This is a genomic window from Streptomyces sp. NBC_00454 (assembly GCF_041434015.1).
In the GTDB taxonomy this organism is placed as follows: domain Bacteria; phylum Actinomycetota; class Actinomycetes; order Streptomycetales; family Streptomycetaceae; genus Streptomyces.
The window spans coordinates 4321011-4334889 of record NZ_CP107907.1 but is presented as its reverse complement, the minus strand read 5'-3'; the positions used below and the strand labels follow the sequence as shown (position 1 = coordinate 4334889).

General features: G+C 72.6%; 7 protein-coding genes. All 7 read right to left on the bottom strand.

Going from position 1 to position 13879, the window contains the following annotated elements; genetic code table 11:
- Positions 1-63: 63 nt before the first annotated feature.
- Entirely contained in the window at positions 64-1275 is a 1212-nt protein-coding gene (locus tag OHU74_RS20115) for a DNA polymerase III subunit delta' (protein WP_371617204.1), read from the bottom strand.
- A gap of 101 nt (positions 1276-1376) precedes the next feature.
- Entirely contained in the window at positions 1377-4691 is a 3315-nt protein-coding gene (tmk, locus tag OHU74_RS20110; RefSeq protein WP_371617203.1) for a dTMP kinase, read from the bottom strand.
- A gap of 252 nt (positions 4692-4943) precedes the next feature.
- A complete protein-coding gene (gene topA, locus OHU74_RS20105) occupies positions 4944-7754 on the bottom strand; it encodes a type I DNA topoisomerase (RefSeq protein ID WP_371617202.1) in 2811 nt (936 codons plus the stop codon).
- A gap of 409 nt (positions 7755-8163) precedes the next feature.
- Positions 8164-8361 carry a hypothetical protein gene (locus tag OHU74_RS20100; protein ID WP_330297807.1) on the bottom strand — a complete coding sequence of 66 codons (198 nt, stop codon included), beginning with the start codon at positions 8359-8361 and terminating at the stop codon, positions 8164-8166.
- A gap of 277 nt (positions 8362-8638) precedes the next feature.
- On the bottom strand, positions 8639-10213 hold the full coding sequence (locus OHU74_RS20095) for a methyltransferase (RefSeq protein WP_371617201.1): 1575 nt from the start codon (positions 10211-10213) through the stop codon (positions 8639-8641).
- Between the two features lie 310 nt (positions 10214-10523).
- The gene (locus tag OHU74_RS20090; protein ID WP_371617200.1) at positions 10524-11090 is read right to left on the bottom strand and encodes a small secreted protein; all 567 of its coding nucleotides are present in this window, start codon (positions 11088-11090) and stop codon (positions 10524-10526) included.
- A gap of 172 nt (positions 11091-11262) precedes the next feature.
- A complete protein-coding gene (locus OHU74_RS20085; protein WP_371617199.1) occupies positions 11263-13689 on the bottom strand; it encodes a sodium-translocating pyrophosphatase in 2427 nt (808 codons plus the stop codon).
- Positions 13690-13879: the final 190 nt, after the last annotated feature.

The following is a 13879-nucleotide window of genomic DNA, read 5'->3' as shown; positions in this document are numbered from 1 at the left end:
AGCGGAAATCCCGGCCCACCCGCCCGCGCCACCCGCCCGCGCCACCCGCCCGGGCCGGCCGCCTCAGCCCGCGCGCAGGGACATGGTCATCGCCTCGACCGCGAGCAGCGGGGCCACATTGCGGTCCAGCGCCCGTCGGCACGCGATGATCGCCTCGATGCGCCGCAGGGTGCGCTCGGGGCCCGACTCCCGGGCGATGCGGTCCAGGTCGTGCCGTATCTCCTCGTTCGCGATGGCCAGCGAGGAGCCGAGCTGCAGGGCCAGTACGTCGCGGTAGAAGCCGGTGAGGTCGGTGAGGGCCAGGTCGAGGCTGTCGCGCTGGGTACGGGTGCGGCGGCGCTTCTGGCGGTCCTCGAGCTCCTTCATCACGCCCGCCGTACCGCGCGGCATTCGCCCGCCCGTACCGGCTCCGGCGCCGAGCGCGGACCTCAGCTCCTCGGTCTCCTTGGTGTCCACCTCTTCCGCGACCTGCTTGGCGTCCTCGGCGGCGGCGTCCACCAGCTCCTGGGCGGCCTTGAGGCAGCCGCCCACGTCATCGACGCGCATCGGCAGTTTCAGCACGGTGGCCCGCCGGGAGCGGGCCGCCTCGTCGGTGGCGAGCCGACGGGCCCGGCCGATGTGGCCCTGGGTCGCGCGGGCCGCGGCCTGCGCCACGGCCGGCTCGATGCCGTCGCGCCGGACCAGCACCTCGGCGACGGCGGACACCGGCGGGGTGCGCAGCGTCAGGTGCCGGCAGCGGGAGCGGATGGTGGGCAGCACGTCCTCCAGCGAAGGCGCGCACAGCAGCCACACGGTCCGCGGCGCGGGCTCTTCCACCGCCTTGAGCAGGACGTTGCCCGCGCCTTCCGTGAGCCGGTCGGCGTCCTCCAGGACGATGACCTGCCAGCGCCCGACGGCCGGGGAGAGCTGCGCCCGGCGGACCAGGGCCCTCGTGTCCTTCACGCCGATGGAGAGCTGATCGGTGCGGACGATCTCCACATCGGCGTGCGTACCGATCACGGTGGTGTGGCAGCCGTCGCAGAATCCGCAGCCCGGCTCGCCGCCCAGGGCCCGGTCCGGGCTGGTGCACTGGAGGGCGGCCGCGAAGGCGCGGGCGGCGGTGGACCGCCCGGAGCCGGGCGGCCCGGTGAACAGCCAGGCGTGCGTCATCTTCGAGGAGGCCGGCGGCTCCGTCCCCGCCTCGATGGCGGTGACCAGGCCGTCGGCGTCGCGGGCGGCGGCGGCCAGCTGCGTCTGGACCCGCTCCTGTCCCACCAGGTCGTCCCATACGGGCATCCCGCCCACCGCCTTTCCCTCGACTACCGTCCGTGCCTACTGCTCACCCAGTGTGGCGCCCCCCACTGACAATCCCTACCGACAGTCCCCGCCGACACCCGTCAGCGGCGGCGCGGACCGCGGCCCTCTTCGTCCTCGTCGTCCCGGCGCGGGCCCAGCAGCTCGTCCGCCAGCGTGGGCAGATCGTCCAGCGGGGTCTCCTCCGCCCAGTCCGAGCGCGCCCGGCGCGGCCGCCCGTCCTCGCCGAGCTGGGGCAGCTCGCGGGTCGCGTCGTTGCCCGCGTCCCGGAAGATCTCCGGCGGCACCCGGTCGGCCGGGTTCTCCGCGGGGCGCTGAGCCGTGGGCCTGGACGCGGAGCGCGCGGTCCGGGCCGGCCTCGCGGCCGCCGGGCCGCCGCCCGCGCCGCTGCCACCGGCGCCCGCGGGGCCTACGGCAGGCAGTACGGCCGTCTCGTCGGCCGGGCCCGTCGCGCGGACCGGCGGCAGCACTGAGGTCTCGGCGGCCGCGTCGGTCTTCGGGACGGGGACCGTCTGGGTGACGTCGTCCGGCTGCACGACCCGCTTCACCACCGGGGTCTCGACCGTCAGGGCCTCGTCCGGATGCGGTTCCTTGCGCATGCCCACCTTGGACGCGGGCACGGCAGGTTCAGCAGGCACGGCAGGGGCAGCGGGCGCGGCAGGAGCCACAGGTGCGACGGGCGCGACAGCCGCCGCCACCGACGCCGAAGCCGCCGCCACCGGAGCGGACGCGGCTGCCGCAGCAGCCACAGCGGCCGCCGCCGCGGCCTTGGCCGCCATCTCGGCCGCGGAGGCCTCGGCCAGCCGCCGTGCCTCCTCGGCCTTCAGCAGGGCTTCCTCGGCACGCCGCTGCTTCTCCAGCCGGCGCTCCTCCGCCTCGGCACGCAGCCGCGACTCCTCTTCTTCCTGCTTGCGCAGCCGCTCCTGCTCCGCGGCGCGGGCCTTCGCCTCGGCCTCCAGTCGCAGTCGCTCCGCCTCGGCCCGCTCCCGGGCCTCCTCCTCGGCGCGCAGCCGGGCTTCGCGCTCCAGACGCGCGGCCTCGGCCTCCGCCGCGACCCGGGCCTCCTCGGCCTCTCGGGCCTTGCGGGCTTCCTCCTCGGCCAGCAGCCGGGCCTCTTCGGCCTTGCGCGCCGCCTCTTCCTCGGCCTTGCGCCTGGCCTCCTCCTCGGCGCGCCGACGGGCCTCCGCCTGCGCGGCCACCTCGGCCTCCGAGAGCGGGAGCATCCGGTCCAGGCGGTGGCGTACGACGGTGCTCACGGACTCGGGGTCCTGGCCCGCGTCGACCACCAGGTACCGCCCGGGGTCGGCCGCGGCCAGCGTCAGGAATCCGGCGCGCACCCGCTGGTGGAACTCCGCCGGCTCCGACTCCAGCCGGTCCGGCGCCTCCGTGAACCGCTCCCGGGCCGCCTCGGGCGACACGTCGAGCAGCACGGTCAGATTCGGTACGAGGCCGTCCGTGGCCCAGCGCGAGATACGGGCGATCTCGGTCGGGGACAGATCGCGGCCGGCGCCCTGGTAGGCCACCGAAGAGTCGACGTAGCGGTCGGTGATGACGACCGCGCCGCGCTCCAGGGCGGGCCGTACGACGGTGTCCACGTGCTCGGCGCGGTCGGCCGCGTACAGCAGGGCCTCGGCGCGGTTCGACAGTCCGGCGGAGGACACGTCCAGCAGGATCGAGCGCAGCCGCTTGCCGACGGGGGTGGCCCCGGGCTCGCGCGTGACGACGACCTCGTGGCCCTTGTCGCGTATCCAGTCGGCCAGCGCCTGCACCTGGGTGGACTTGCCGGCTCCGTCGCCGCCCTCCAGGGCGATGAAGAATCCGGCGTCGGACGCGGCCTGCACCGGCTCCCCGCCGCGCAGGGCCTCGCGCAGGTCGCGGCGCAGCGGTACGCCGCTGCGGTCGTCGGCCTTGGCCAGGACGACCACGGCGACGGGCAGCAGCAGGGCGCCGACCAGCATCAGCGTGAAGGCCGCGCCGCCGTGCGCGAAGACGACCTCGCCGCCGGCCAGCCGGTGCGGACCGATGCCGGCGGCCAGCAGCGGGGCCGCGACGGCCCCGACGGCGACGGCCACCCGGACGACGGCCTGCAGGTGCTCGGTGACCCGGGCCCTACGGAACTCCTCGGTCTCCTGGTCCAGCAGGGTGTGCCCGGTGTTGGCGGCGACACCCGCGGCGCTGCCCGCGAGCAGCGACAGGAACAGCACGGTCGCGGTGTCCGGGACGAGCCCGGTCAGCAGCAGCGCGAGCCCGGTCACCGCGATGGCCAGTGCCAGCAGCCGGCGCCGGGACAGCGCGGGCAGCACCTTGCCGGCCTGCGTGGCGCGGATGCCGAGGGCGGTGCCGCCGAGCAGGGCCAGTACGAGCAGCGAGAACGCGGCCGCTCCGCCACCCAGATCGGCGGCGTGCAGGACGGCCACGGCGGCGGCGGAGGCGATCGCTCCGGTGACGGCCGCGCAGGCGAGGACGAGCAGCGGGATGGCTCCCGTACGCCCCTTCTCGGGCCGGTCCCCCGCCTTGGGGGCGCGCAGCCCCTCCAGCGGGGAACGCGGGCGCGGGGTCTTCACGCCGGGCAGCACCAGCGGGAGCAGCAACGACACGGAGGCGGCGAAGAGTCCGGAGGCCACGTACGAACCCAGCGCGGCCTGGTTCTCGGCGAACCAGCCGATGCCGAGGCCGAGGGCCTTGCCCACCAGGGTCGCTGCGAGCAGCAGGGCCGCGGCGGCGGGCATGGCCGCGAAGGAGGTGCGCAGGTTCAGTCGGCGCAGGGTGTCGAGGTGGTCCGGCAGCGGCCGCACGGTCGCGCCCTCAGGCGGCGGGACCGGCAGCAGTGCGGGCGCGGCGCTGTCCTTGGCCAGTGCCCACAGCCGCTCGGCGGCTCCGGAGACGAAGACGGTGGCGAGCAGGGCGATCAGCGCGTGCTCGGGAATCCAGTCGAGCCACAGCGGGGCGACGACGAAGAGGCCGAGCCGCAGGCCGTCGGCGCCGATCATCGTCCAGCGGCGGTCCAGCTTGCCGCCGGGGGCGCTCAGCTTGGCCAGCGGGCCGAGGAGGACGGCGCCGAACAGGACGGTGGCCAGCATCCGCACGCCGAAGACGGCGGCGACGGCCAGGGCCCAGCCGGCGTATCCACCGCCGAAGGCGTCCTGCTCGATGGCCGCCTGGAAGGCGAGCAGCACCAGCACCAGCAGGGCCAGGGCATCACCGATGCCGCTGACCAGCTGGGCGCTCCACAGACGGCGCAGCCGGGGAGTGCGCAGCAGCGCGCGCACCGCGCGCTCGCGGGAGTCCGCGGCGAGGGCTTCGTCGTAGGTGGGAGCGGGGGTGTGCGGGGTGTTGGGGGTGGTCTGGGCGGTGGCGGTGGTGGCGGTCACGACCGTTGGCTGCTCGGCTCGCGTCATCCGCCCAGCCTATCCGCTGCGCTTGGCCGGTGCGGTGGGCTGTGGACAAGGTCCGGTGTGACCCCAGACCCACCTTCCGGGGCTGGCCCCGGGCCAGTGCCGCCGCTGCGCGGGGCTTCTCCCCGCCCCGCCCTTCCGCCGTTCCCTGGGGCTCCGCCCCGGACCCCGCGCCTCAAACGCCGGCGGGGCTGGAATTGCCCGGCGGGGCTGGAAGAACAGGGCCCGTGCGCATCGCACGGGCCCTGTCGGCGACTACTCGTCCGCCGGAGCGGCCGCCGCCTTCTTTGCCACCGTCTTCTTCGCGACGGCCTTCTTCGCCGTCGTCTTCTTCGCCGCCGCGGTCTTCGTCGCCGCCGCCTTCTTGGCCGGGGCCTTCTTCGCGGGGGCCTTCTTCGCCGCGGCCTTCTTCGCCGTCTTCTTGGCCGGGCCCTTCGCGCGCTTCTCCGCGAGGAGCTCGTAGCCCCGCTCCGGCGTGATCGTCTCGACGTCGTCTTCGCGCCGCAGCGTCGCGTTCGTCTCGCCGTCCGTCACGTACGGGCCGAAGCGGCCGTCCTTGACGACGACCGGCTTCTCGCTCACCGGGTCGGTCCCCAGCTCCTTCAGCGGCGGCTTGGCCGCGGCCCGCCCGCGCTGCTTGGGCTGCGCGTAGATGGCGAGGGCCTCGTCCAGCGTGATCGCGAACAGCTGGTCCTCGGTCTCCAGCGACCGCGAGTCCGTGCCCTTCTTCAGGTACGGGCCGTAGCGGCCGTTCTGGGCCGTGATCTCCACGCCTTCGGCGTCCAGGCCCACGACCCGCGGAAGGGACATGAGGCGCATGGCGTCGTCGAGGGTGACCGTGTCCAGGCTCATCGACGCGAACAGCGAGGCCGTCCGCGGCTTGACCGCGTTCTTGCCGGTCTTCGGCGTGCCCTCGGGCAGGATCTCCGTCACGTACGGCCCGTAGCGACCGTCCTTCGCGACGATTTCGTTCCCGCTGATCGGGTCCTTGCCCAGCTCGAACTCGCCGCTCGGCTTCGCGAAGAGCTCCTCCGCGTACTCCACGGTCAGCTCGTCCGGCGCCAGCTCCTCCGGAACGTCCGCGCGCTGGTGGCCCTCTGCGTCCTTCTCACCGCGCTCCACGTACGGCCCGTAGCGGCCGACCCGCAGCACGATGCCCTCGCCGACGGGGAAGGAGGAGATCTCCCGGGCGTCGATCGCGCCCAGGTCGGTCACCAGTTCCTTCAGGCCGCCGAGGTGGTCGCCCTCGGCGGGTACGACCTCGCTCGCGTCCTCCGAGCCGAAGTAGAACCGCTTCAGCCACGGCACGGACTGGGCCTCGCCCTGCGCGATGCGGTCGAGGTCGTCCTCCATCCTGGCCGTGAAGTCGTAGTCGACGAGCCGGCCGAAGTGCGTCTCCAGCAGGTTGACCACGGCGAAGGACAGGAAGGACGGCACCAGGGCCGTGCCCTTCTTGAAGACGTATCCGCGGTCCAGGATCGTGCCGATGATCGACGCGTACGTCGACGGGCGGCCGATCTCGCGCTCTTCCAGCTCCTTGACCAGCGAGGCCTCGGTGTAGCGGGCCGGCGGCTTGGTCGAGTGGCCGTCGGCCGTGATCTCCTCGGCCGACAGGGCGTCGCCCTCCGCGACCTGCGGCAGGCGCTTCTCGCGGTCGTCGAGCTCGGCGTTCGGGTCGTCCGCGCCTTCGACGTAGGCCTTCATGAACCCGTGGAAGGTGATCGTCTTGCCGGACGCGCTGAACTCGGCGTCGCGGCCGTCCGAGGAGCGGCCACCGATCTTCACGGTCACCGAGTTGCCGACCGCGTCCTTCATCTGGGAGGCGACGGTGCGCTTCCAGATGAGCTCGTACAGGCGGAACTGGTCGCCGGTCAGGCCCGTCTCGGCGGGGGTGCGGAAACGATCACCCGAGGGGCGGATCGCCTCGTGCGCCTCCTGGGCGTTCTTGACCTTGCCCGCGTAGACGCGCGGCTTCTCCGGCAGGTAGTCGGCCCCGTAGAGCTGCGTGACCTGCGCCCGCGCCGCCGACACCGCGGTGTCGGAGAGCGTGGTGGAGTCGGTACGCATGTAGGTGATGAAGCCGTTTTCGTACAGCTTCTGCGCCACCTGCATCGTCGCCTTCGCACCGAAGCCGAGCTTGCGCGAGGCCTCCTGCTGGAGCGTCGTCGTACGGAAGGGGGCGTACGGGGAGCGGCGGTACGGCTTGGACTCGACCGAGCGGACCGCGAAGGAGGTCTCGGCCAGCGCGGCGGCCAGCGCCCGCGCGTTCGCCTCGTCGAGGTGGAGCACCTCGCCCTTGAGCTGTCCGGTCGAGCCGAAGTCGCGGCCCTGCGCGATGCGCTTGCCGTCGACCGTGTTCAGGCGGGCGACCAGCGTCGAGGGGTCGGAGGCGTCACCGGCGCGGCCGGTGGAGAAGGTGCCGGTCAGGTCCCAGTACTCGGCGGAGCGGAACGCGATGCGCTCGCGCTCCTTCTCCACGACCATGCGGGTGGCCACCGACTGGACGCGGCCCGCCGACAGCTTCGGCATGACCTTCTTCCACAGGACCGGCGAGACCTCGTAGCCGTAGAGGCGGTCGAGGATGCGGCGGGTCTCCTGGGCGTCGACCATGCGCTGGTTGAGCTCGCGCGGGTTGGCGACGGCGTCGCGGATCGCGTCCTTGGTGATCTCGTGGAAGACCATCCGGTGGACGGGGACCTTGGGCTTGAGGACTTCCTGCAGGTGCCACGCGATGGCTTCGCCCTCGCGGTCCTCATCGGTGGCGAGGAAGAGTTCGTCCGACTCGGCCAGCAGCTCCTTGAGCTTCCTGACCTGGGCCTTCTTATCGGCGTTGACGACGTAGATCGGCGCGAAGTCGTGTTCGACGTCCACACCGAGGCGACGGACCTCGCCGGTGTACTTGTCGGGAACCTCGGCCGCGCCGCTGGGGAGGTCGCGGATGTGCCCGACGCTCGCCTCGACGACGTACCCCGGGCCGAGGTAGCCCTTGATCGTCTTCGCCTTGGCAGGGGACTCGACGATGACGAGTCGGCGGCCGCCCTTTGCGGTCTCGCTAGTCGGGGACAACTTGGCTCTTCTCTCCGGTCGGCACTCGGTCGCAGTACGGCGACGCTGCGGAGTGTGACGGTACAACCCGCCCCCGTGTCAAACGGCAGAAGCCCGCAACGGCCACTCGAACGGTAACCCGACAAGTGCCATTTCTGCCGCCCGGATGCCACGGCGGACCCTCGGCGATCACCGGGCCGAGTGGCCAAAGGGCCGTCTGGCCCCGCCCCCGCACCCCTCTTCACGTCGGCGTTTACGGCCTGACGCGCACCTCGGAGGGAACCTCGGCGAAACCCGGCGCGCCGCTCGCGAGCGTGCCCGCGGTACGGCCGGGCCCGCGGCCGCGGCCGCGAGGCCGCCGACCGGGCGTCACGACCGCCCGGGCTTCACGACCGCCCGGGGCTTCACGACCGCCCGGGTCGCCCCGGCGTCACAGCCGCCCGAGGCACCAGATTCCCAGGGCCAGCGACACCGCGCCGGCGAGCAGCGCCAGCGGTACGGCAATGACGGGGCGCACGCCTTCGGCCACCGGCGCGCCGTGCCGGGCGCGCGCCCCCGTCCAGACCAGCAGAGCGGCCCCGAACAGCAGGAACACGGTCGCCGCGAAGATCGCAGGTCCGTCTTCCATGCCGTTCCCCTCAAGCCCCTGGGCCGCTCCCGGGATCCCCCCGGATCCCGCTGAGCAGGAGCCTGCCAGCCGGGGGGATACACAAGGCGAACCCCGGGTTACATCCTGGTTCCGGCTGCCCTGCGGGGTGCCCGGGCGGCGGCCAGCCGGTGCCCAGCCGCTGGTCGGCGGCTGGGCGGCGGGTGCCCGGCAGGGCCGGATTCAGGACGGGATTCAGGACGGGTTGCGGGGCCGGATGCGGGGCCCGGATGCGGGGCGGGGCGCGCGAGACCCTGCCCTACGCCCCCCGCTCCCCGTCCGGCTCCGCCACCGGCTCCGGCTCCGTCACCGTCACCGGCTCCAGGAACCCCTGCTCCACCAGCATCCGGATCGCCTCCGGCGTGCGGTCCCGCAGCACCACCGGGTCCTCCGCCACCAGCTGAGCGATGGCGTCCAGAATCCGACCCGCGCTCAGTGATCCGTCACACACCCCGGCGAAGCCGGCGCCGACCGTGTCGACCTTGGTGGCGCGCCGCATCCCGCGGTGCTGCCGGAGCACCACGTGCTCCGGATCCTCCGCCCCGGGGGCTCCGACCTGCTCCTGGACGACCTCCTCGGTCAACTGGAAGTAGCCGGTCAGCAGGGCCGCGTCGTCGTGGTCGCGGAGGTAGTCCTGCCGGGCGAAGTGCGCCACGACGGTGTCCCCGAGCGGCTGTTCCACCGAGTGCGGCCACTCCTCCACCACGATCGACGGCTCGGCCGCGTCGCTGCGCCGCAGCGTGATCCAGCCGAATCCCACCGCCTTGGTCTTACGGGCCTCGAACTCGTCCAGCCAGTCCTCGTAGCGCCGCTCGTACTCGGCGGGATCGGTGCGGTGGTCGCCCGCGTCGCGCAGCCACAACTCCGCGTACTGCGTGACGTCCTGCACGTCACGCTGCACGATCCAGGCATCGCAGCCGCGCGGCACCCAGGCCCGGACCCGGTCGCGCCAGTCCTCGCCGTCCACGTGCTGCCAGTTGCCGAGGAACTGCGCGTACCCGCCCGGGTTGAGCCGGGCGCCGGCCTCCTGGACCAGGGTCCGGCACAGGTCGTCGCCGCCCATCCCGCCGTCCCGGTACGTCAGCCGGGCTCCGGGGGAGATCACGAACGGCGGATTCGAGACGATCAGGTCGTACGTGGCCGCGCCGACCGGCTCGAACAGCGAACCGGTGAGCAGCTCGGCCTCAGGGGCCCCCGACAGCGCCAGCGTCAACCGGGTGAATTCCAGGGCCCGGGGGTTGACGTCGGTGGCCGTCACCCGGGTGGCGTGCTGGGCCGCGTGCAGTGCCTGGATCCCGGATCCGGTGCCGACGTCGAGGGCCGAGCCGACCGGGGTGCGGACGGTGATCCCGGCGAGCGTGGTGGAGGCGCCACCGACCCCGAGGACCACGCCCTCCTCGCGACTGCCGATCCCGCCGGCCCCGCCGACGGCGCAGCCGAGGTCCGAGACGATGAACCAGTCCTCGCCCTCGGGCCCCCCGTACGGGCGCACGTCCACGGTGGCGTGGACCTCGTCCCCCTCGCGCCGCAGCCAGCCCTCGGCCAGCGCCGCGTCGACGGGCAGCGCGGCCGAGGCGTGCACGTACGGCACCGGCTGCTGGAGCAAGAAGAGCCGCACGAGGCTGGCGAGCGGCCCGTTGCCGCCGCTGCGCGTGGCGCGCAGTGCGGGGACGGTCTCGCTGCGGGCGAGCGCGGCGTAGGCGGGGGCGCCGAGCAGTTCGAGCAGCCCGTCGGCGGTGAAACCGGCGTCGAGCATCGCGGCGCGGAGCCCGGCGGCGCCGTCGGACGAGGGGAGGCGGGCGGGCAGACCGGAGGGAAGGCTGGTGGTACTCACCCGCCCATTGTGGCCGCTGTCACCGGCATTCCCCGCGCCACACGGCCTTCGGCGTGGACGGCCGCCGCCGTCGCAGCCGCCGCGCGGGCGCGCCGCCGCGAAGGGACGCCGGGTGCGCGCAGTTCCGTACGGCCTGATCGCGGGCCGGCTCGGGGAGTCGCGCACGGAGTTCGGGTACGAAGCTGCGTGCGCGGCCGGAACGCGGCGAACGGCCGGATCCCCGAAGGTTTCCGGCCGCCCTGGTGTGCGTACCGTCGTGCCGCCGGCAGCGGAGACTACGGCGACTGCCGCTGCCGCTGCCGCGTTGCCGCTACGACTTCGACGGTGACGGCGTCGTCACCTGGCAGCCCTTCTGGCTGTTCATCGACTTGTCCAGACCGCCCGCCTTGAGCTGGTCCAGGGCTTCCTTGCCGCCCTTGGTCGCTTCCTCCAGGCCGCCCGCCACGTCCTTGAGGCCCTCGGCGAACTTGCCCTGGTCCTTGGGGTCGAGGGCGTCCATCTTCGTCTTCAAGGCCGTGTAGCCCTGCGAAGTCGCCTCGAAGCCCTTGACCGCGGCGCTCTGGGTCTTCTCGCCGTCCTTGACCGGCGGAACACCCGCCCCCTGCAGGGCCGTACCCATCGACTTGTACGACTCGGACATGGTCCCGAAGGCCGCCGAGTCGGTCGACTGGACCTCCTCGGGCTTGCTGCTCTCGGTGGCCACCCGCTTGATGTCAGCGTTGGCCTGCTCGATCTTCTTGAGCTCTGGCTGCCAGCTGTCGCAGACCTTCTTCGCCCAGGCGTCGGTCTTCTTGTCGCCGTCGTCCCCGCCGCAGCCGGACAGGACGAGCATCAGCACCGCACTGCCCGCCATGGCGGCCGCAAGCTTCTTGTTCACCGGATTGGTCCCTTCGAAGACTCTCGGCCCGGAAGATACACGCCCGCCATCCGGGAAACGCAAAGGCGGACGGACGGCGCGTCAGTCCGCGCCGCCTGTCCGCCATTCGGGCGTACGATCGAGTCCGACCGTGGTATGCGAATACCCGTCAGGTCCTCAAGGCCTCACGGCCTCAGGAGGAGATCACCGCCGCCGGGTCGGCCTGCTGGCCCACCCGCTCGGCCGGAGCGCTCCCGCCCTCGCCCTCGCCTTCGCCGTCGTCACCGACCGCGATGCCGCGGCGCTTGGAGACGTAGACCGCACCGACGATGACGCCGATCGCGAGGACCGCGACGATCGCCCGCACGGTCGCGCTGGCGTCCGTGCCGTAGCTGAACTGCACGATCGCCGGGGCGATCAGCAGGGCCACCAGGTTCATGACCTTGAGCAGCGGGTTGATGGCCGGACCGGCGGTGTCCTTGAACGGGTCGCCGACCGTGTCGCCGATGACCACGGCCGCGTGGGCCTCGCTGCCCTTGCCGCCGTGGTGCCCGTCCTCGACGAGCTTCTTCGCGTTGTCCCACGCGCCACCGGAGTTGGCGAGGAAGACCGCCATCAGGGTGCCGCAGCCGATGGCTCCGGCGAGGAACGAGCCGAGCGCGCCGACGCCGAGCGAGAACCCGACGGCGATCGGTGTGAGGACGGCGAGCAGGCCGGGCGTGGCGAGTTCGCGCAGCGCGTCCTTGGTGCAGATGTCCACGACGCGCCCGTACTCGGGCTTCTCGGTGTAGTCCATGATCCCCGGGTGCTCCCGGAACTGGCGGCGCACCTCGTAGACCACCGCGCCGGCCGAGCGGGCGACGGCGTTGATGGCGAGGCCCGAGAACAGGAACACGACCGCGGCGCCCAGGATCAGGCCGACGAGGTTGTTGGGCTGCGCGATGTCCAGGCTGAGGTTCATCGACTTGGTGTCCGCGCCGACGGACTTGACCGCGTTGGCGATGGCGTCGTTGTACGAGCCGAAGAGCGCGGCCGCGGCGAGCACGGCGGTGGCGATGGCGATGCCCTTGGTGATGGCCTTGGTGGTGTTGCCCACCGCGTCCAGGTCGGTCAGCACCTGCGCGCCGGCGCCCTGGACGTCGCCGGACATCTCCGCGATGCCCTGGGCGTTGTCGGAGACGGGCCCGAAGGTGTCCATGGCGACGATGACGCCGACCGTGGTGAGCAGGCCGGTGCCGGCCAGCGCGACGGCGAAGAGCGCCAGCATGATCGAGGTGCCGCCGAGCAGGAACGCCCCGTAGACGCCGAGGCCGATGAGCAGCGCCGTGTAGACGGCGGACTCCAGGCCCACCGAGATGCCGGCGAGGACGACGGTGGCGGCTCCCGTCAGGGAGGACTTGCCGATGTCCCGGACCGGACGGCGGTTGGTCTCGGTGAAGTAGCCGGTGAGCTGCTGGATCAGGGCCGCGAGCACGATGCCGATGGCGACGGCGATCAGGGCCAGGACGCGCGGGTCGCCGGAGTGGTTGGCGATCGCGGCGTCGTCGACGCCGGCGAGCTCCTTGTAGGTGGCCGGCAGGTACGCGTAGACGGCGATCGCGACGAGCACCAGCGAGATGACGGCGGAGATGAAGAAGCCGCGGTTGATGGCGGTCATGCCGCTGCGGTCGGTGCGCCGCGGGGAGACCGCGAAGATGCCGATCATCGCCGTGACGACCCCGATGGCGGGGACGATCAGCGGGAAGGCCAGGCCCAGGTCGCCGAAGGCGGCCTTGCCGAGGATCAGGGCCGCCACGAGGGTGACGGCGTAGGACTCGAAGAGGTCGGCGGCCATTCCCGCGCAGTCTCCGACGTTGTCGCCCACGTTGTCGGCGATGGTCGCGGCATTGCGCGGGTCGTCCTCCGGAATGCCCTGCTCGACCTTGCCGACCAGGTCGGCGCCGACGTCGGCGGCCTTGGTGAAGATGCCGCCGCCCACGCGCATGAACATGGCGATCAGGGCGGCGCCGAGGCCGAAGCCCTCCAGGACCTTGGGGGCGTCGGCGGCGTAGACGAGCACGACGCAGGAGGCGCCGAGCAGGCCGAGGCCGACCGTGAACATGCCCACCACGCCGCCGGTGCGGAACGCGATCCGCATGGCCTTGTGGGAGACCTCGGTCAGGTCCTTGGCGGGCTCGCCCTCGGCGGGGGTGGCCTCTCTCGCGGCCGCGGCGACGCGGACGTTGGCGCGCACCGCGAGGCGCATGCCGATGTAGCCGGTCGCGGCGGAGAAGAGGGCGCCGACGAGGAAGAAGGCGGAACGTCCCGCCCGCTGCGTCCAGTCGTCGGCGGGGAGCAGGAAGAGCAGGAAGAACACGACGACGGCGAAGATGCCGAGGGTGCGCAGCTGACGTCCGAGGTAGGCGTTGGCGCCTTCCTGGACGGCGGCTGCGATCTCCTTCATGGAGTCGGTTCCCTCGTCGGCGGCGAGGACCTGGCGGACCAGGATCTGCGCGACGACGAGCGCGGCGATGGCCACGCCCGCGATGACGATCACGATGAGCCGGTTGTCATCGGTGAGTACTGCGGATGCCAGGTCAGTGGTGCGACCGGGCGCAATGGGGGTGAAGAGCCCCGTCATTCGTCCTCCTTGACGTCATGAGCTCAAGATGTGGACGGATTGTAGGGAGCGCGACCCGATCAAAACAGTACGCAGGAAACGGAATTGGCCTGCACATGCTCCTCACCAATAGATCCGGTCACTCCATTACCCCCGAAAGTAGTAATGGGGCAAAGGCATTGACGCCTCGTCATCGATCTAGGAATTCTGG